Annotated in this window: 10 protein-coding genes; 2 read left to right on the forward strand and 8 right to left on the reverse strand. The window is 61.9% G+C overall.

The features are described from left to right. Nucleotides 1–46: 46 nt before the first annotated feature. Both ABR989_RS04070 and ABR989_RS04075 read left to right on the forward strand, forming a co-directional pair. Nucleotides 47–8,851 (forward strand): glycoside hydrolase family 94 protein, encoded by an 8,805-nt coding sequence (locus ABR989_RS04070; RefSeq protein WP_428126077.1) that lies wholly within the window; start codon nucleotides 47–49, stop codon nucleotides 8,849–8,851. Between the two features lie 306 nt (nucleotides 8,852–9,157). Further along, on the forward strand, nucleotides 9,158–10,096 hold the full coding sequence (locus ABR989_RS04075; RefSeq protein ID WP_428125909.1) for a hypothetical protein: 939 nt from the start codon (nucleotides 9,158–9,160) through the stop codon (nucleotides 10,094–10,096). A 164-nt stretch (nucleotides 10,097–10,260) separates the two neighbouring features. Here ABR989_RS04075 and ABR989_RS04080 read toward each other — a convergent pair whose 3' ends face one another. The 8 genes from ABR989_RS04080 to kdpA all read right to left on the reverse strand — a co-directional run bounded on the left by ABR989_RS04080 (nucleotide 10,261) and on the right by kdpA (nucleotide 20,872). Further along, nucleotides 10,261–11,202 (reverse strand): aldo/keto reductase, encoded by a 942-nt coding sequence (locus tag ABR989_RS04080; RefSeq protein WP_428125910.1) that lies wholly within the window; start codon nucleotides 11,200–11,202, stop codon nucleotides 10,261–10,263. A gap of 55 nt (nucleotides 11,203–11,257) precedes the next feature. Further along, complete coding sequence (locus ABR989_RS04085) at nucleotides 11,258–12,589, reverse strand: sigma-54-dependent transcriptional regulator (protein WP_428125911.1); 1,332 nt, start codon at nucleotides 12,587–12,589, stop codon at nucleotides 11,258–11,260. Further along, a complete protein-coding gene (locus ABR989_RS04090) occupies nucleotides 12,589–14,376 on the reverse strand; it encodes a sensor histidine kinase (RefSeq protein WP_428125913.1) in 1,788 nt (595 codons plus the stop codon). The genes ABR989_RS04085 and ABR989_RS04090 overlap by 1 nt, the downstream gene beginning before the upstream one ends. Beyond that, nucleotides 14,373–15,533 carry a histidine kinase gene (locus ABR989_RS04095; protein ID WP_428125915.1) on the reverse strand — a complete coding sequence of 387 codons (1,161 nt, stop codon included), beginning with the start codon at nucleotides 15,531–15,533 and terminating at the stop codon, nucleotides 14,373–14,375. Before ABR989_RS04095 ends, ABR989_RS04090 begins: the two co-directional genes overlap by 4 nt. Next, nucleotides 15,523–15,738: a potassium-transporting ATPase subunit C gene (locus ABR989_RS04100; RefSeq protein ID WP_428125916.1), complete on the reverse strand. Its 216-nt coding sequence runs from the start codon at nucleotides 15,736–15,738 to the stop codon at nucleotides 15,523–15,525. The genes ABR989_RS04095 and ABR989_RS04100 overlap by 11 nt, the downstream gene beginning before the upstream one ends. 61 nt (nucleotides 15,739–15,799) lie before the next feature. Further along, entirely contained in the window at nucleotides 15,800–16,816 is a 1,017-nt protein-coding gene (locus ABR989_RS04105; RefSeq protein WP_428125918.1) for a potassium-transporting ATPase subunit C, read from the reverse strand. A gap of 24 nt (nucleotides 16,817–16,840) precedes the next feature. Continuing rightward, nucleotides 16,841–19,006, reverse strand: coding sequence for a potassium-transporting ATPase subunit KdpB (kdpB, locus tag ABR989_RS04110; protein WP_428125919.1), 2,166 nt, complete (start codon nucleotides 19,004–19,006; stop codon nucleotides 16,841–16,843). 42 nt (nucleotides 19,007–19,048) lie between these two features. Then, nucleotides 19,049–20,872 (reverse strand): potassium-transporting ATPase subunit KdpA, encoded by a 1,824-nt coding sequence (kdpA, locus tag ABR989_RS04115; RefSeq protein ID WP_428125920.1) that lies wholly within the window; start codon nucleotides 20,870–20,872, stop codon nucleotides 19,049–19,051. Between the last annotated feature and the right edge of the window lie 264 nt (nucleotides 20,873–21,136).

Raw genomic sequence — 21,136 nt, forward strand, 5'->3', positions numbered from 1 at the left:
AGCCGGTGGCCGGGTCATCCGGATCGAGAGGCAAGTTTTTTTGAACCTGGTATTTTTTCGCGCGCCTAAAGGACCGCCAGCCTCTTTCGCGCATCTCGACGAGCCGATCCGTGCGGAACTGTTCAGCGTCGAGCGCCTGGAACAGCATGGCGAGACGCTGGCGGTTGCGCAGCGCATCACGGCCTACCCCGGCCGCGGACGGCCGATGGCGGCGCGCGTGCGCGACAACGGGCGAGCATTGCTCGCGGCGTATCGCGGCATCGCAGGCGCAATCCGCGAGGAACGCGCGATCACGCCGGCCGCCGAGTGGCTGGTCGATAACTTTCATGTCGTCGAAGAGCAGATTCGCGAAATTCGCGACGACCTGCCGCGCGGATTCTATCGGCAACTGCCCAAACTCGCCGATGGCCCGCTGGAAGGGTATCCGCGCGTCTTCGGGATCGCGTGGGCCTATGTCGCGCATACTGACAGCCACTTCGATCCGCAGACGCTCGCCGGGTTCGTGCAGGCTTACCAGCGCGTGCAGCCGCTGACGATCGGCGAGCTATGGGCGGTCGCGATTACGCTCAGGATCGTGCTCGTCGAAAACCTGCGGCGCTTGGCTGAACAGATGGGCCACAGCCGTGCGGAACGCCAAAAGGCCGACCTTCTGGCGAACAAGCTGCTGGGATCGAACGGCCGCGCCGCGGAGCCTGTAGAGGCAGTGTTCAAGGATTTGGATAAGTCGCCGCTGTCGGCGGCCTTCGCAGTAGAGATGGTTCTGCGCCTGCGCGATCAGGATCCCAAGGTGACGCCGGCGTTGCGGTGGCTGGACCAGCGGCTGCTGGCGCAGGGAACCACGGCCGACGAGATCGTCCGTCAAGTGCATCACGGGCAGGGCGCGATGAACGTTACCGTCCGCAACGTGATCACGAGCATGCGCCTGATGTCCGCGGTTGACTGGGCGGATTTTTTCGAGAGCGTGAGCGCGGTCGATGCGGTGCTCCGCGCCGCCAGCGACTTTGCCGCGATGGACTTTGCCACGCGCGATCGCTATCGGCACGCGATCGAAGAACTTGCACGAGGTTCGGGACACACCGAAATCGAGGTTGCTCAAAGCGCGATTGATTCTGCGCGGGGCGCGGCGTCCGAAGTGCCAAACGGCGACGGCGCGAGGGCGCGCCGCGAGCACCATCCGGGCTACTACCTGATTTCAGAGGGGCGTCACTCTCTGGAGGAGCAACTGGGATTTCGCGCTCCGGTCCGCGACTGGATAGCTCGCGCCAACGCGGCCGCCGGAATCATGGGCTACCTGGGCACGATCGCGATGGTCACCGCGATCATCGTCGCGGGCGCCATGCTTGCCATTGCGGACGCGCCAATCGGTGGATGGACGCGGTTCATTCTTGCGATGCTCGCGATAATCCCCGCGATGGAGGCGGCGGTCGCGATCGTCAATCGGACAGTCACGACTTTCATCGGTCCCGCTATCATTCCCGCCCTCGAGCTTTACGATGGCGTGCCGCCGAGCCTGCGCACAATGGTCGTGATGCCGACTTTGTTGACCACGCGCAACGAGATCGACGAGCAGATCGAGCGTCTCGAGGTTCATTACCTGGCGAGTTCGGATGGCGAGCTGTACTTCGCGATCCTTTCGGACTGGACCGACTCCGCGACCGAAACCGCGCCCGGCGACGACGACCTGCTCGCCGCAGCCACGGCAGGGATAGCGCGCCTGAATCAACGTCACGGACAGGGGCCGGGCGGCAAGCGATTTCTATTGCTCCATCGCCGGCGCATTTGGGACGAAGCCGAAGGCGTGTGGATGGGGTGGGAGCGCAAGCGCGGCAAATTGCACGAGCTGAATCGGCTGCTGCGCGGCGCGACAGATACGACGTTTATCGCATCGGATGGACATCCGCCGGCGGTTCCCGACGGCGTGCGCTACGTGATCACGGTCGACGCCGACACGCGTATCCCGCGCGGCGCCGCCAAGCGGATGGTCGGCAAAATGGCGCATCCGCTGAACGCTCCACGATTCGACAAGCAATGCGGCCGGGTGGTCGAAGGTCACGGGGTTCTGCAGCCGCGAATCACGGCTGCATTGCCGACCCGCCGCGAGGGGTCGGTTTTCCAGCGCGTCTTCTCCAGCACCAGGGGCATGGATCCGTACGCGTTCGCAGTTTCCGACGTTTACCAGGATCTTCTGGATGAGGGCTCTTACAGCGGCAAAGGGATTTACGATGTGGACATGTTCGAAGCGGCGCTGGCGGGGCGCGTCCCGGACAATACACTTCTGAGCCACGATCTTTTCGAAGGAACTTTCGCGCGCTCGGGATTGGCGTCTGACATCGAACTGGTCGAGGAGTTTCCATCGCGCTACGACGTTGCCGCCGCCAGACAGCATCGATGGGCCCGCGGAGACTGGCAATTGATCCCATGGATTCTCGGCCGTGCGCATGGCTCCAACGCCGACACGGCAACGACGGTCCCGCGCGACGGCCGGTCATCGATCCCGCGGCTCGGGCGCTGGAAAATGATCGACAACCTGCGCCGCACGCTGTCGGCGCCGATGGCGTTGCTGGCATTGATGGCGGGATGGCGGCTTCCCGAAGCCGCCGCTGCGATTTGGACCGGGTTCATTGTCGCGACGATGGCGACTGCGCCGATGCTCCCGTTCCTGACCGGAATCATCCCGCGGCGGCGCGATATTTCCAAGCGCAGCCATATCCGCGCGGTCGGCACGGATCTGGCCATCGGGCTCTCGCAGCTCGCGATGATGCTGACCTTGCTCGCGCATCAGGCGTGGCTGATGAGCGACGCAATTTCGCGGACGCTCTATCGTTTGTACGTGAGTCATCGGTTGATGCTCGAGTGGACGACCGCGGCGCAGGCCAAGCGGACGAGTCGTCTCGACGTTCGCGGCTTTTACACCACGATGGCCGGCGGCACGATGTTCGGCGCCGCGGCGGCAATCTTCGTCGCATGGGCAGGTCAGGGCGGCGAAATAATCGCGGCTCCTTTCGTGATCCTGTGGATGCTGTCGCCGGCCGTCGCGCGATGGGCAAGTCTTCCCCCGCGAATCGAGGGCACCAAGCCGCTCTCGCTTGCCGACACGAGGGCGCTCCGACTGAGCGCGCGGCGCACGTGGCGTTTTTTCGAGAAGTTCGTGACGGCGGAAGACAACATGATGCCGCCGGACAATTTTCAGGAAGACCCCAAGCCCCTACTGGCTCATCGGACTTCGCCCACCAACCTTGGACTGTATCTGCTCTCGATCGTCGCGGCTCACGATTTCGGCTGGATCGGAACGCATGAAACCGTCGAGCGGCTGGGCGCGACGCTCGACACGATGAAGCGCCTGGAGCAGTTCCGCGGGCATTTCTACAACTGGTACGCCACGCGCGACCTGCGGCCGCTGGACCCCAGGTACGTATCGTCGGTGGACAGCGGCAATCTTGCGGGGCATCTGATCGCGCTGGGCAACGCGTGCCGCGAGATAATCACGCGGCCGGTTGTGGACCGGCAATGGCTCAGGGGAATTGAAGACCCGATCGCACTCGTTCGCGAGTCGCTTGGCCCGCTGGCCGCCGACCGGCGAAGCCACACTGTCACTCCAAAGCAGATGGAGGAAGCGCTCGACGCCATCGCGCCGTTGATCCAGTCGGATCCGCGAACCGTGGTGGAACTCACCGCGTGGTCGGCGGAACTTGAGATCCAGGGCGATTCGATCAGTGACATTGCGCGCGCGTTGACGCTGGAGCGCGCCGACCGGGCCTCCGCCGAGGTGCTCGCATGGGCAGAAGCGCTCCGAGCATGCATCCGCAGTCATCGACGCGACATCGAATTGCTAAAGCCGTGGTCAACTCGCGGTGCTCGCGACGCGACTTTCGACGGCCCCGCAACCCATCTCGATTCGATACCGACTTTGGGAGATCTGCCGGACCTATACGATGAGGCGATCGGCTGCCTGAAGCCCCGGAACGACGAGCGCCCGGCTGATGCCAGCGCCGGCGCGATTGGCGCGGCGCCCACCAAATCAATCGACTCGACGCTCGATGCGCTTGCGCGCGCCCGCGATGCGGCCAAATCGCTCGAGCGGCGATTGAGCGAGATCGCCGCAACCACGGGCAAGATGCTCGACGCGATGAAGTTCGACTTCCTGTTAGATCCCGCGCGCCAATTGCTGTCGATTGGCTACCGGGTCACGGACGGGAGCCTCGATTCCAACTGCTACGACTTGCTTGCTTCCGAGGCGCGGCTGGCCAGTTTTGTCGCAATCGCAAAGGGGGAAGTACCGGTCAGGCACTGGTTCCGCCTGGGGCGCGCCATGACGCCGGTCGATCGCGGCTCGGCGCTGATTTCATGGTCGGGATCGATGTTCGAGTACCTGATGCCGTCGCTGGTGATGCGCGCGCCGGCCGGGAGCCTGCTCGAGCAAACCAATCGGTTGGTTGTTCGCCGGCAGATGAAGTACGGCGCCAAGCTTGGGATGCCGTGGGGTATCTCGGAATCCGCGTACAACGCGCGCGACCTCGAGCTCACCTATCAGTACTCGAACTTCGGGGTGCCCGGACTCGGGCTGAAGCGGGGGCTTAGTGAGAACGCGGTGATAGCACCCTACGCTACTGCGCTGGCGGCGATGGTGGACCCGGAAGCCGCCGCGCAGAATTTCTCGCGGCTGTTACTGGCAGGCGGGCTTGGGCATTTCGGCTGGTACGAGGCGCTGGACTACACGCCGTCGCGCGTTCCCGAAGGTGAGAGCGTCGCCATCGTGCGTGCGTACATGGCGCATCATCAGGGAATGACGCTGGTGGCTCTTGCCGACGCGCTGAACACTGGCGCGATGCGCGCGCGGTTTCACGCTGAACCCATGATTCAGGCGACTGAGCTGCTGCTGCAGGAGCGAACGCCGCGCGACGTCGCAGTGGCGCGCCCGCGTGCCGAAGAGGTCAAGGCGGAAGCCAACGTCCGCGAGAGCACTCCGCCGACGATTCGCCGGTTCCATTCGCCGCACGATCTGATCCCGCGCACGCATCTGTTATCCAACGGCAAGTACACCGTGATGATCACCGCGGCCGGGTCGGGTTTCAGCCGCTGGCGCGACATGGCGGTCACGCGATGGCATGAGGACGTGACCTGCGATTCGTGGGGGACCTATGTCTTCATCCGCGATGTGAACAGCGGCAAGATCTGGTCGGCGGGTTTTCAACCGGCCGGCGTCGAGGCGGACAGCTACGAAGTCGAGTTCTCCGAGGATCGGGCGGTAATCGTGCGGCGCGACGGCAGCATGACGACGACGCTCGAAGTTGCAGTGTCGCCCGAAGATGACGCCGAAGTTCGGCGCGTGTCGATTTCGAATCTCGGCAATCGCGTCCGCGAGGTCGAGCTGACCTCGTACGCCGAAATCGTGCTGGCGCCCGAGGCGTCGGACACTGCGCATCCGGCCTTCTCCAAGATGTTCGTGCAGACGGAGTTCGATGCCGAGGTCGGCGCGCTACTGGCGACGCGGCGACTCCGCTCGCCCACCGACGCGCCGGTCTGGGCGGCGCATCTGGCGGTGGCCGAAGGAGAGTCGGTGGGCGAGATACAGTTCGAGACCGACCGCGCGCGGTTTCTTGGGCGCGGGCGGGATGTCCGCGATGCAATTTCGGTGATCGACGGGCGGCCGCTCACGGATACGGTGGGGGCAGTTCTCGATCCGATCTTCAGCGTCCGCCGGCGGCTGCGAATACAGGCGGGAGCGACGGCGCGGGTCGCGTTCTGGACCATCGTCGCACCGACGCGGGCCGAAGCGCTGGACCTGGTGGACAAGCATCACGACTCGACCGCATTCGAGCGCGCAGTGACGCTGGCGTGGACGCAGGCGCAAGTGCAACTGCATCACCTGCGGGTTGACGCCGACGAAGCGCATCTTTTTCAGCGTATCGCCAATCGCGTGCTCTACTCGGACCCGACCCTGCGGCCTTCGTCCGACCTGCTCAAGCGCGGCGCGGGCGGACAATCGAAGCTGTGGCCCAGCGGGATTTCCGGCGACCTGCCCATCGTGCTGGTTCGGATCGACGAGATAGGGGATTTGGGGATCGTGCGCGAGCTGGTGCGTGCCCATGAATATTGGCGGATGAAGCAGCTCGGCGTCGATTTGGTGATTCTGAACGAGCGGTCCCCGTCATACGACCAAGATCTGCAAGTCGCGCTCGAGGCCATGGTCCGGTCCAGTCCGGCGCGGTCGTCCTCCGACGGGCAGGGTGCATGCGGAAATGTGTTCGTGCTGCGCTCCGATCTGGTTTCGGTCGAGCTGCGAAACGTTCTGCAGACTGTGGCGCGAGCGGTGTTGCTGAGCCGGCGCGGGACGTTATCCGAGCAAGTCAAACGGCTGGAGATGTTTGAGCCGGCGGCAGCCCCGCCGCCGCGGCGAACCCCTGCGACAGGCCGGGCGGAGATCTCGACGCCGCGGCGCGATCTCGAATTTTTCAACGGGCTCGGCGGGTTTGCGGCGGACGGCCGTGAATACGTGACGATTCTCGGCGAGGGACAATGGACGCCGGCGCCGTGGATCAACGTGATCGCAAATCCCTCGTTCGGCTTCCAGGTCTCGGTCGAGGGCGCGGGCTACACCTGGTCCATCAACAGTCAGCAGCATCAGATTACGCAGTGGTCAAACGATCCGGTGAGCGACCGTCCCGGCGAGGTGATCTACGTTCACGACCTGGATACCGATGAGCTGTGGGGACCGACCGCGATCCCGATTCGCGAGGATGTCGCGCCGTACGTCGTTCGCCACGGCCACGGCTACAGCGTCTTCGAGCACACCTCGCACGGAATTTCACTCGAGTTGACGCAGTACGTGCCGGTGGACGACTCGATCAAGATTTCGCGCCTGAAGATTCGAAATCTCTCGACGCGCGCGCGGCGTTTGTCGATCACCGCATACGTGGAATGGGTGCTCGGCACTTCGCGCGGCGCATCCGCCCCGTTCATCGTGACCGAGATCGAGCCGGAAACCCACGCGGTACTCGCGCGCAACTCCTTCAGCACCGAATACGGAAGTCGAATCGCATTCGCAGACTTGAACGGCCAACAGCAGTCGTGGACGGCGGACCGGACTGACTTTCTCGGCCGCAACGGCACGCTGGACAATCCGGCGGCGCTCGCGGAAGGCAAGCCGCTGTACGCCAGAGCCGGAGCCGCGATCGATCCGTGCGCAGCGCTGCAAACGACCCTGTCTCTCAGGCCGAACGCCGTGACCGAGGTCGTTTTCCTTCTCGGCGAGGCGGGGAACAGGGCGGAGGCGATTTCCTCGATTAAAAAATACCGCGACGCGGACCTCGATTCGGTTTTGGCCGCTGCTGCGCATCGATGGAACGACTTGCTGGACACGGTGCAGGTGAAGACTCCAGACCGTTCGATGGACATCATGCTCAATCGATGGCTGCTGTATCAGACCCTGGCGTGCCGCGTCTGGGCTCGATCGGCCTTCTACCAGGCGGGCGGCGCGTATGGCTTTCGCGATCAGCTCCAGGACGTGATGGCGTTGACGGTGGCGCAGCCCGCGACGGCGCGGGAGCAACTGATCCGCGCGGCGGCGCACCAGTTTGTCGCTGGCGACGTGCAACATTGGTGGCTTCCGCCCGCGGGACAGGGAGTCCGCACCCGCATCGCCGACGATCGCGTCTGGCTGCCGTTCGCAGTGGCTCATTATATAGAGGTGACGGGCGAGCTGGGCATTCTCGAGGAAACGGTCCCCTTCCTTGACGGTCCGGAACTGCATGCCGGCGAGGATGAATCGTTCTTTCAGCCCACGGTCTCCGAGCAGCGCGGCACGATCTTCGAACACTGCGCGCGGGCGCTCGACCATAGCCTCGCGGTGGGCATCCACGGAATCCCGCTGTTCGGGTCGGGCGACTGGAACGATGGCATGAACCACGTCGGCGAGGCAGGCAAGGGCGAGAGTACCTGGCTCGGGTGGTTCCTCTACACGACGCTGCTGGCGTTTGCGCCGTTGGCGGATATCCGCCGCGAGGATGCGCGCGCTTCGACGTGGCGGCGTCGCGCAACTGCGCTTGCGGGATCGCTGGAGCGCGAAGCATGGGACGGCAACTGGTATCGGCGCGGTTACTTCGATGACGGGACGCCGCTCGGCTCGGCCGGCAATCTCGAATGCCGAATCGATTCAATCGCGCAGTCGTGGAGCGTAATCTCCAGCGCCGGAAGTCCGGTTCGTGCTGCTGCCGCGATGGCGGCGGTTGACGAATACCTGGTTCGTCGCGAAGACGGCCTGGTGCTGCTATTCACTCCGCCGTTCGATCACACTCCGCTGGACCCTGGATATATCAAGGGCTATCCGCCCGGCATCAGGGAGAACGGCGGCCAATACACACACGGCGCGCTGTGGTCCGTGATCGCGTTTGCGATGCTGGGCGATGGAGACAAGGCGGGCGAACTGTTCTCGATCCTGAACCCGATCAATCATGCGAACACGCGCGCAGGGATCCATCGCTACAAAGTCGAGCCGTACGTCGCGTGCGCCGACGTGTACTCGATGCCCCCGCACGTCGGGCGGGGAGGATGGACCTGGTACACGGGCTCGGCGGGATGGATGTATCGGGCGGGTCTCGAGTGGATATTGGGCTTTCGTGTCCGCGGCAAAACGCTACTGATCGATCCGTGCATCCCGGGCAAATGGCCGGGATTCGAGATAGTGTACCGACACGGCTCGACCCGGTATGAAATCGCGGTCGAGAACCCACGCAGCGTTAGTCGCGGAGTCAGCAGCGTGGAACTCGACGGCAAGGCGCTCACCGGGCGCCCGGCGCAAATCGCCCTCGCCGATGACGGCATCACACATCGAGTGCGGATTGTACTTGGCTGATTGTGCGATGACCGGCGATGGTAAAATAAGTAATAGAGTATATTTAGTCAGTTTGTTCTCCCGAGCACCGCATTCACGTTAATTTGGATTAGTCATTTTGACATTCCGAATGACTAAATATATTATCGACTAGTCGGATTCGATATAGGATTCGGGGCCGACTCTGATCCAGCCCAACAGTGGCCTTTCCGCTCGCCTTCGACCACGTTCCGCTAGACCATCGCAAATCGTCAAAGCATAAGGCTTGAGGAGGTTCGCACGGGACGACCCAGTCTCACGGCATTGCTGCGTATGGAAATTAAATTGATGAAAAACAAACTGAAAAAAACGATTACCTTGTCCGGTGCGATTCTGGCGCTCGCGATCGCAGCGCCGGCGTTCGCGCAATATGGTCCAGGCTATGCGGCCCCGGGCTACTACGGAGGACCGGGAGAAGCCGGATGGGGCGCATACGACAATAATCACATCTGGCACGGCGCCCGATGGTGGCATCAGCACGACATCATGTGGTTCTACGCCAATCATCCGGAATGGGCCATCATGGACGCGCTGTGGCTCAACGAAGATGGCGACTACGACAACAACGGCAACTGGCACGATGCCTATTGGTGGCATCAGCACGATCCTGACTTCTTCTACGCCAATCATCCGAATTGGATATCGTGGAATTCGCAGTGGCTTGCCCAGGACGGCGCCTACGACGCCCAGCACAACTGGCATTACGGCCAATGGTGGTACAACCAGAACCCGAGTTGGGTTTCCGCCAACCATCCCAACTGGATTAGCCAACACCAAAACTGGGTGAGTCACACTGAGCCGCAAGACCATCGGGCCGTGATGCGGACGGCGAACGAGGGAAATCAGCAGAATCGCCAGCAGCAGGCCTCGAATCAGCAGAAACAGGGGAATCAGCAGAAGGCTGCAACCGATCAACGGAACGAGGCGAACCGCCAGCAGCAAGCGTCGCGCGAGCAACAGACGCAGCAGAAGCAGGCGCAAGTCCAGCAGAAGGACCGTCAGCAGCAGGCCACGCATCAACAGCAGCAGGCTACTCACAAGGAGCAGGCGCAGGTCCAGCCGAAGAGCCGTCAGGAGCAGGAGCGTCCGCAGCAAGCCTCTCATCAAGAGAAGCCGGCGGCTCACCAGGAGCAGTCGTCTCGCCAGCGGCCTGAAGAGAACAAGCAAGCGAATGCGGGTCACGAGGGCGGTCACGAGAACGGAGTGCACGAAGAAGCGAAGAAATAATCGCGGGCGCGATACCGCCTGAACAGGCGTATAGCTTCCGATACTCAGATCGAATGGCCCCGCCGGTCCTTAAGACGGCGGGGCCGCTTCATGTCCACTACAAATAGATGATCGCCGACGCCGATCCACTCGTCGCGGCAATTGACCGGAGCGATCGCTGTCGCTTAGCGGCGGGTGAGCTTGTCGACTTCGGCCAGTTCCTCGGCGGACAATTTCCAATTTCCCGCCTTCACGTTCTGGGTGACCTGCTCGGGGCTGGTCGCGCCGGAAATTACGCTGGAAACCTCCGGCTGCGACCCGAGCCATCCCACGGCCAGCTCGAGCATCGTGTGCTCGCGGCTGCGCGCGAACTTCTCGAGCCGTTCGAGCGTCGCGAAATTTTCGTCGGTGAGCGCCTGCTGCGCCATCCGTTGCACGAGAGAAAGCCGGGTGCCCTTTGGCGGTTCGGCGCCGCGCCGGTATTTGCCGGTCAGAAATCCACTAGCCAGTGGAAAGTAAGGCAGGATACCTACTCCGAACTGACGGCATGCGGGGACGAGTTCGCGTTCGATGCGGCGGTCGAGCAAGTTGTACTGATTTTGCGCGGAGATGTACGAGGCAAGTCCGCGGCTGCGCGATATCCAGAGCGCATCGACGGTCTGCCACGCGGCGAAGTTACTACATCCGATATAGCGGACCTTGCCGGAGCGAACGAGATCGTTCAGCGCCTCGAGAGTTTCCTGTTGCGGCGTCTCGGCGTCCGGGCCGTGAATCTGATACAGATCGATATAATCAGTGCCCAGCCGTTTAAGGCTCGCCTCGGCGGCCGCGATGATATAGCGGCACGATGCGCCGCGCAGGTAGGGACCGTCGCCCATCGCCATGCCGAATTTGGTCGCGACGACAACCTCGCGACGGCGATCTCCGAGCGCCTTGCCGAGCAACTCTTCGGAGCCGCCCCGATTGCCGTATATGTCGGCGGTGTCGAACAGCGTGACGCCGTCGTCGAGCGCCTGATGCACCACAGCGCGCGTCTGCTCCGCGTCGCATCGCATGCCAAAGTTGTTGCATCCCAGTCCGACGGCCGAAACCTTGAGTCCCGAGTTGCCGAGCTTGCGATATTCCACGGTTGCTCCTTTCGGCGTGCGGCTTCAGAATCGCGCGAACGGCGGCCGCTTGCGACTATTCGATTCCGTAGCGCCGGCGCTTACGCCACAGCGTCGTGACGTTGATGCCGAGCGTGTCGGCGGCTTCTTCGAGCGTGGCGCTGGCGGCGAGCACGCGCGCGATGTGCTCGCGCTCGACTTCATCGAGGCTGGCAGCGTTGGGGATGCCGCTGAGCGCCTCGGTCGAATCGTGAAACAGCGAATCGGGCAGGTCATCGGGGGCGATCGCCTCGCCGCGCATCAGGACGGTGCCGCGTTCGATCGCGTTGCGAAGTTCGCGCACATTCCCGGGCCATCGATAGCGCGTGAGCGCCGCGGTCGCTCCGGGTGAAAATGCGAGGCCGGGATGCGAATTGCGCACGGCGGCGACGCTCAGCAGCCATTGTGCGAGCGGCAGAATATCCTCGCGCCGTTCGCGCAACGGAGGCACGCGAAGGGTGATGACGTTGAGGCGGTAATAGAGATCCTCGCGAAAGTGATGCGCGGCGACTTCGGAGTCGAGGTCGCGATTGGACGCCGCGATTATTCGCGCATCGACGTGAATCGTGCGTTCGCCGCCGACCCGCTCGAAGTTCTGATCCTGCAGGAAGCGCAGGAACTTGGTCTGGAGGGTCGGCGTCAAGTCGGCAATCTCGTCGAGGAAAACGCTCCCGCCGTTGGCCGCCTCGAGCCGCCCGGGCTTGTCCTTGACCGCGCCGGTGAACGCGCCGCGGACGTGCCCGAACAACTCGCTCTCCAGAAGTTCTTCCGAGAGCGTGGTGCAATTGACGACGACGAACGGCTTGCTCTGGCGGCGGCTCCATCGATGGATCTGCCGGGCGATAACGTTTTTGCCGGTGCCGCTCTCGCCGGTGAGCAGAATAGTCGCGTCACTGGCGGCGGCCTGACGCGCAGTTTCGAGCAGGTGTTGCATCGTGGGGCTGCGCGAGTCGAGCAGCGGCTCCTCATCGATGGCGCTGCGCAGTGCGCGATTTTCCGCCTGAAGCACCCCGACGTGCAGCGCCCGATCGACGGTGTGCTGAATCTGTTCGAGCGAGAACGGCTTGGTGACATAGTCGTAGGCGCCGGACTTCATCGCCTCGACGGCATTTTCAACGGTCGCGTAGGCGGTCATCAGAATTACCAGGCACTCGGGCGCGCGCCGCTTGATCTCGTGGAGCAGTTCGAGCCCGCTCATCTCGGCCATCCGGTAGTCGGTCAGAACCAGATCGAACTGCGTCTCGGCGAGGAGAGCTACGGCCTGCGTGCCGTTCTCAGCCGCGCGAACCTCGTGGCCAAGCGACTCGAAAAACGAGACGAGACTTCGGCGGATATTGCGCTCGTCATCGACAATGAGCAGCTTGGCCATCAAATCTCCTGTGCGGCGGGAATTTCGACGATGAATCGCGAGCCGTGAGAGTTGGCGTTCTCGACGAAAATCCTGCCGCCATGGGCCTCGACAATTTCCTTGACGATCGACAGACCCAGCCCGGCCGATCCCTTTTCGAGCCCGTCGGAACCGTACTGCACGAAACGCTCGAAAATATAGTCTTTCAGCTCGGGCGGAATTCCGGGCCCCGAGTCGGTGACTTCCAGCCGCGTGGCCTGCTTGGCGCCGAGCGTCGAGACTTTGATAGTTCCACCGGCCGGGGTGTAGCGGAGCGCGTTGCCGAGCAGGTTTGAAATCACCCACGAGAGCTTGACCGGGTCGCCGATGACCTCGGGCACCGATTCGATGTGCTCCTGGATCTCGATGTGCTTCTCGCGCGCCTGGATTGCGAAGCGCTTGGTCACGTCGGCAGCCAGCCGGGCAAGATCGAGACGCTTTTGCTGGACGGCGATCGCGGGAATCTCGCCGCGCGCGAGGTTGAGCAGGTTGTCGGTAAGCTGACGCATCCGCGAGCATTCTTCGAGGATCACCTGCAGCAGTTCGCTGCTCTTCGGATTTAAATCCCGCACATCCCGGCTCAGCAGCTCCGCCGACAGCGCCAGCGAGGTGAGCGGGGTCCTGAGTTCGTGCGACAGGGTGGCGACCAGGTTGGTGCGGGCGCGATCCTGATCGCGGAGGTAGGTCACGTCCTGCAGAATCAGCAGGGTCCCAAGCGACTTGCCGGCCGTATGATGAAGCGGGACAGACTTCAGCACGTAGGAATGATCGCGGCCGCGGACGTGAAGATCGATTTCAGTGCGCTGGCCGGCCGGCCCGGCCCTCTGAAGTGTGCGCAGCGCGTCGCGAACGCGGAGGTAATGAGGATGGTTGCTGCTGAGATCGTCGAACGGACTGCCGAGTGCATCGTGAAGATCGACGCCGAGGATCAGCGCCGCGATCTCATTTATGTGTGCAACGATTCCCTCCGTATCGATTAGCACGACGCCGTCTTCGAGGCTCTCGATGATCGCTTCGGTCTTGCTCTTTTCGTAAACCAGACGCTCGACGTTGAGCTCGTCGTACTGTTCGAGTCGCTCGGCCATCTGGTTGAATTCGCGCGCGACCGCTTCGAGCTCGGCCAGCGGCTGGGGGCCAAGCCGCACCTGCGACTTGCGCTGACTGATTCCGCGCAGCCGCTCGGCGAGTTCCGTGAGCGGCTTTGAGAGCCGCCATCCGAGACCCCACGAGACGGCGGCGCCCACCAGCAGCACCAGCGCAAGCCCGGCGGCGAATTCGTACGCGAGCCGCCGGCCCAGCTTTACCGAGCGGCTGTCCGCGCGGAACATGGCGGCCTTGTTCATCGCGATCAGATCGTCGAGGCGGCCGTTCAATTCGGCGAATTCGCGATCGTGAAACGTGCCGGGCGGCGCGGCGGTGATGTCGGCGAACAGATGGTTGCCGCGCCGGGCGATATCGGCGGCGAGTTCAGGCTCGCCAACTTCAGTCAAGCCATGATTCTCGACGTCGATCCACTGCAAGAAATTGTGCCGCGCCTCGGGCAGGACGTCCCTGGCGCGGCCGTCATGCTCGGCGATCTGAAGCGCGGTGAGCGCGGCGTGCATGTTCTGTGCGGCCTCGATGCTGATGTAGTTGCGATAGAGGGTCTCGCGGATTGCGCCGCCAAGCGAGTAGACCCGCGGCAGCGTGTAGAGTCCCAGCATCACGACCAACGCCAGCATCAGCAAAGTACCGTTGCGAATTTGGCGTTGCAGCGACGGCGCGCTCATCGCGATTCCTCCCGTTCTTCGGTCGCGACGATTTCCACGTCGAGATCGCGTGCGTCCGCAACCAGCCGCGCCGGCACGTCGCCCTTGAGCCACCGGCGCCATCGCGGCTGATGGGTCCGGCCGACGATTAGCTTCGTCACGCCCTTGTCGTGCGCGAAGTCGATCAGCGCCTTGACCACATCGTCGGACTTGAGCCACACGGTTTCGGCGCCGAGGTCGCTCGCGACATTGATGTTGTTGAGCAGCGCGACGAAATCCCTGGTGCCGATATTTTTCACCGACTCGGCGGGCGTCTCGATGTGCACGGCGAACCATTCGGCGTTGAGCTGTCCGGCGATGCGCGAAGCCTTGCGCAGCAGTTGTCCGGTGTCGGCGGCGTTGGACGAGATTCCGACCATGATGCGATCGATCACGTTCGCGTGGCGGCCGCCCTCGCGCTTGAGCGCCTCGCGGTCGAGGCGCTGGCGGTCCAGACTGCGCGCGACCTCGCGCAGCGCCAGTTCACGGAGCGAGGCAAGATTGCTCGGCTTGAAAAAATTCTTCAGCGCGTGTTCGATCTGGTCTTGCGGGTAAATCTTCCCCTCGCGCAGTCGTTCGCGCAGCGCTTCCATGGGCATATCGATGTCAACGATTTGATCGGCGCGCGCGAGGAACGAATCGGGCACCGTCTCGCGTACGTCGATGCCGGTGAGGCGCCTCATCACCGCGTTCAGACTTTCGACGTGCTGGATGTTCATGGCGGTAATCACATTGATGCCGGTGCTGACGATCTGCTCGACGTCCTGGTAGCGCTTTTCGTGGCCGGAGCCGGGGGCGTTGGTATGCGCGAGCTCATCGACGATCACAACCTCGGGCTTGCGCGCGATGATCGCATCGATGTCCATCTCTTCCAGCGTAACTCCGCGGTACGAAATCTGGCGGCGCGCAACGACCTCGAGGTTGCCAATCCGCTCCTCCGTCTCGCGGCGGTTGTGCGTTTCAATCAAGCCGAGCACGACATCCACTCCCCGATCGCGGAGCTGATGCGCCTCCTCGAGCATCCTGTATGTCTTGCCTACGCCGGCGGCGGCGCCGATATAAACTTTGAGCCGTCCCCGTTGAGTTTGGGGCACAAGATCGAGAAAAGCTTCGGGCTCAGGCCGTTTTTCATCGTCCATTCAAGTCCCGGGAGTTGTTCCGCCATGACTTCCCGCGGCGCGATCGAGGGCCAGGTTCAGCAGCAGCGCGTTTACGCCGGGCTCCGCCGAAGATTCCCGCAAATCGCGGCCGCGTGTTCTCGGCAATCAACTGCCACACCTGATCTTCGCTTATGCCGCGCGCGTGGGCAACCCGTGCCACCTGGAGGCCGTCTGTGGCTTCCATATTGGGAACCTCGCCCGCTAAGAGCCCGGGCGTTTGCCGTATCCGAGGTCCGCGCTTCGATCTATTGAGGCTGCCCGTACTTGTTTCTCAATGCGAGGTTGAGTTCCAGCACGTTGACGAACTTTTCGCCCGCGAGCCCACCGAACGGCGCGCACGCATTGGCTTCGATCATCTGCTCGATCTCGTTACGAACCTGTTTCGGATCGCGCTTGGTGTCGGAAGCCCATTTCTGGGAAATGCGATCCAATTGATACTCGGCGTTCGGCAGGCTGATGTGAGGATCGAGACCGGAGCCCGACGCCATTACCATATCGGCCGGCACATCCTGCAGGGGTGCATCGGCATGCTCCTGACGCCACATGTCGAAGAAGATCGACTGTATATCCGATCCCTGGTTCACCGGCTCAATTGCGGTGACGGTTTTTCCGTCAGCGCCCTGGTGAGAAACTGCCGAGGGGAACTTGCCCGGATTGTCTTTCGAGAACGTTTCGAAAAAGAGCACCGCCAGATCAGCAGCCTTTGGATCCGGCGTGCCGGGATTGTCCTTCTTCCACTTAGATACTTCGTTCGGATGCTTCTTCGTCCAGTCATCAACGTATGCGGCGTGTGTCGGATCGGCACTCACCCAGCCTGTCGCGAGTTCATTGTGAGCATCGTCCCACTGCGCGACGATGTGCGGCTGTCCGCCAAACTTGTCCTGCTGAAACCAGGCCTCAATATCCGGCGCAATCTGCTGACCCTTTTTCGGGCCGTCGCTGTATACCACGATTGGGCCAAGGGCGCGCGCGACACGGTCCCGAAGAAGGTAGTTCGAAGCGGAAAGGTTCGAGGGTGCCGACGCCGATGCGTCGTATGACGCCGCGGACGGCCGCGGCTGAAAATACTCATCCTTGGTGAACGGCTGCGCGATTAACAGGGAGCCGACCGGCTTTCCATCCGGACCATTGACAATGCTGCCGTTGGCCTGGAAGGGGAAGAACACCTGGCCAATTACCCATAGCACAGATGGGTATATTATGCAGATTATCGGAATGACGAACAGGAAGAGCAGAAAACTCTTTGAAAAATAGCGTGACATGGCTCTGCCTCTAGGTGCCTCTCGTTAAGAAATCAGGTGTCCCGCGACCATGATCATGTCGATCAGCTTGATTCCCGCGAACGGAAGAACGACACCGCCCAAACCCCAAATCAGCAGGTTTTTACGCAGCAGCGCGTCGGCTCCCAGCGGACGATACCGCACTCCGCGAAGCGCGATCGGGATGAGTAGCGGAATGATTACCGCGTTGAATATAACCGCCGAGAGTATGGCCGAAGTTGGCGAGTGAAGGTGCATGACGTCCATCACCTTCAACCACGGCAATGTGCCGGCGAACAGCGCAGGCACGATCGCGAAGTATTTCGCGACATCGTTGGCGATCGAGAATGTCGTCAGCGCGCCGCGCGTCATCAGCAACTGCTTGCCGATCTCAACGACCTCGAGCAACTTGGTCGGGTTGCTGTCGAGGTCGACCATGTTGCCGGCTTCCTTGGCGGCCTGGGTGCCCGAATTCATCGCAAGGCCAACGTCCGCTTGCGCCAGCGCCGGCGCGTCGTTGGTGCCGTCTCCGATCATTGCGACGAGCTTGCCGTCGGCCTGCTCCTTGCGGATGTAAGCGAGCTTCGCCTCGGGCGTGCACTGCGCGACGAAGTCATCAACGCCTGCTTTCTTCGCGATTGTCGCGGCGGTGAGCGGATTGTCGCCCGTTATCATGACGCTGCGCACGCCCATCCTGCGCAGACGCTCCAGGCGCTCGCTGATGCCGGTTTTCAGAATATCGGAGAGTACGACGACACCGACGACAGTGGCGCCATCGGCGACTGCGAGCGGTGTAGCGCCTTGCCTGCCAATCGCATCAACTGCGGGCTGGAATTCGGCTGGAGCGGTACCGGACTGACGCTCGACGAAGCGTATTATGGCCTCCGGTGCGCCCTTGCGAATTTGACGGCCATCGGGAAGATCGATCCCGCTCATCCGCGTCTGTGCGGAGAACGAAATGAACTGTGCGCCGTCTGGAGCGGTTACGTCGGCCGGGGTTCCACCCCGATCAAGGTGGAGTCTTACGATCGTCTTTCCTTCGGGCGTTTGATCGGCGATTGACGCGAGCGCGGCGAGACGACCGAGCTGTGCAGCAGTATATTTTCCGACCGGCAGAAAATCAGTCGCGTGCCGATTGCCCATTGTGATCGTGCCGGTCTTGTCGAGCAGCACGACATCGATGTCACCTGCGGTCTCAACCGCTTTGCCGCTCTTGGCGAGAATGTTCGCCTGAAGGGCACGGTCCATGCCGGCGATACCGATCGCGGCCAGCAACGCGCCGATCGTCGTCGGAATCAGGCATACCACCAGCGCCACCAGGGTAGGAACGTCCGTGCCGAGGCTCTTCAGCGGTTCCGTCATTCCGAGATAGCTCGCCATGTAGATCTCGGCGTTGAGAGCCATCGGCCAAAGGGGCACGACAACGATTACGAAGAGCAGCGTGAAAGCAGTGAGCACAAGGCTCAGTGCGATTTCGTTGGGCGTGCGTTGACGAACCGCACCTTCGACAAGAGCAATCATGCGATCGAGGAACGATTCGCCCGTGGCAGCCGTAATTTCCACGATGATGCGATCCGAGAGAACCCGCGTTCCGCCCGTCACACCCGAACGGTCGCCGCCTGATTCGCGGATGACGGGAGCTGACTCGCCGGTTATCGCGGACTCGTCGACAGACGCGAGCCCTTCAATAATCTCGCCGTCGCCGGGGATGATCTGGCCCGCTTCGACCACGACCCGGTCGCCGGGTTTCAGATCGGCGGACGAAACCTCCTCGATAATATCTTTGCCCTTGAGCCGGTATCCGGGCGTGTCCTTGCGCGCCTTGCGGAGCGATTGAGCCTGGGCGCGTCCGCGAGCTTCTGCCAGTGCAGTGGCAAAGTTCGCGAACAGCACCGTCAACCAAAGCCAGAAATCGAGTGCGATGAAGTAGCTAATCGGAACTTGGCTCACCGACTGGCTAAGAAACGCCTGTATAATGAACAGGAGCGTCAATACCGACCCGATTTCCACGACAAACATGACGGGATTGCGCCACTGAACGTCGGGCCGCAGCATCAGGAACGCTTCCTTGATCGCCGGACGCACCAGCTCCGACGCGAACAGCGCGTGGGCTCGCGATCGCCGCGGCGGCACCGGTGCCTGAGGCGTGATCTTCAGTTCAGGTGGCGTCGGTATGTTTTTTACAGCTTCCATTCTCGAGGATCCTCGATTGGTACATCTTCTTTAGCGATCGACCTATCCGCCGAACGGCATCGGACCCCAGTGATCGGCAAGCGGACCGAGGGCGGCTACAGGTAAGAACATTAGCGCGCCGAGGATTACGATGGTGCCGAGCAAGAGCCAGTAGAACGTCATACTGTCGTCGCGCATGGTGCCGAGCCCGGATGGCGCCTCCTTCTTCATTCCAAGAAAGGCGGCCATCGCAATCGGCGCCACGATTGGCAGGTATCGACTGAACAGCATGACCAACCCCGCCGCGATATCCAATTGCCGGCTGGTTGGAGCGGGATTGGGATTGTCATTAAAGCCCCAGGTATCGCCCAGCCCTTCGAAACCCGAGCCGTTGTTCGCGGATGCCGAGGTGAATTGATACATAACTTCTGAGAAGCCGTGCGCGGCGGGATTGAACTCCGCCTTGGTGCCCCAGCTTGTGGCCGCGAATAAACCGGTCGTTCCAAGAATCATCAGCGGATGCACCAGAAGTGCGATAACCGCCAGCTTGACTTCACGCGCGCCGACTTTGCGGCCGAGATATTCCGGCGAGCGCCCCACCATCTGGCCTGCGATGAATACGCCAATGATGAGGAAGAGCAGGATGTTAATCATGCCGACGCCCTTGCCTCCGAACACGCAGTTCAGCCACATGCCCACCATCGGCGAAAGCCCGGTGAGAGGATTGAGGCTGTCGTGGGCGCAGTTCACAGCACCGCAAGTGACTGCGGTAGTGAGTGCGGCGAAGGTGGGAGCGGCAACGATGCCGAATCGCATTTCCTTGCCTTCGAGATTACCCAGATGTTGATCAATCGGCAGACCCGCGACTTGAGGAATGGTCAATTCGCGGAACCCACCCTTTGCGGTTGCACTCGGAATCTTGTAGGTGACACTGGCGGGATGTGCGGTTAGTCCAGGATTCGGTTTCAGCTCGAAATAGATAGCCCACGCGATCATGCCGACCATGAGCGTCAGCATCACGCCGTAGATCACAATCGAGTGCCTCACTCTTCGCAGCATCCGGCCGAACATCAGAACCAGCGTGAACGGAAACATCATCATGTCGAAGCAGGTGATGAAGTTCGTCCACGCGCTCGGATTCTCATACGGATGCGCGGAGTTGGCGCCAAAGAATCCACCGCCATTCGTGCCGATCTGCTTGATCGGAATCGCTGCGGCGACCGGGCCAAACACGATAGTCTGTTCCTTGGCCACACCTTTGTCGTCAGTTCCCATCGCACCCGGTTCCAGAGTGGCGACCTGAATCGTGCTCTTAAACGTCATCGGCATGCCCTGCTGCATGAAGAGCACGCCGGACAGGATCGCGGCCGGCACAAACATGTAAATCAGCACGCGCCACATATCGACGAAGTAGTTGCCGACCTTCTGCTCGCCACGGAAGGCGCGAATCATTGCCACAAGTGCACAAAAGCCAACCGCGGCGGATATGTACTGGTTGGAAATGGTGAAGAAAATCTGGCTGAAATTTGAGAAGTGTACGTCGCCTGAATAGTCCTGCAGGTTTGTATTGGTCATGAAGGACGTGACGGAGTTGAATATCGTCGTCGGCGCCAACATGCCAAGGTGACGCGGATTCAGCGGCATAATCGGTTGAACCGCGAGCACCACGTAACCCCAGACGAACAGTAACAGGTTGAAAATCAGAAGCGCGGCCGTGTACTGCTTCCAGTCTTGAGGACCGCTGTCGAGCTTGCGCTCGATCCAGCCAAATCCCGGCAGCGGCCGATACTGGCCCTCCATGATCCAGGCACAGTATTTGCTAAGTGGAATCGATACTAACACCGCAGTGACAATCAGCGCGGCGGGAAGAAGCCAAAGTTGCAACATCGCTAGGTACCTCCGGGCGAGAGTCTGCCGCTTAGAACCATTCCGGGCGCACCAGCGCTACGGTCAGATACACAAGAAGAAAGACGCAGACAGCAGCGGTAACGTAAGTCATGACTAACCTCGTAGATTCAGATTCGCTCGCAGGCGTAAAGGAAGGCGAAGCATAGTCCTATGGCCGCGATGCCGAGCCCGAAGGTAAGTGGTATCCAAGTCCAAAGGTCCATAGTCGTGCCTCCACTGATGGTTTCCCGATTTAATAAAGTT

Origin of the sequence: Binatus soli (SeqCode) (assembly GCF_050015535.1) — a bacterium.
Classification (GTDB): domain Bacteria; phylum Desulfobacterota; class Binatia; order Binatales; family Binataceae; genus Binatus; species Binatus soli.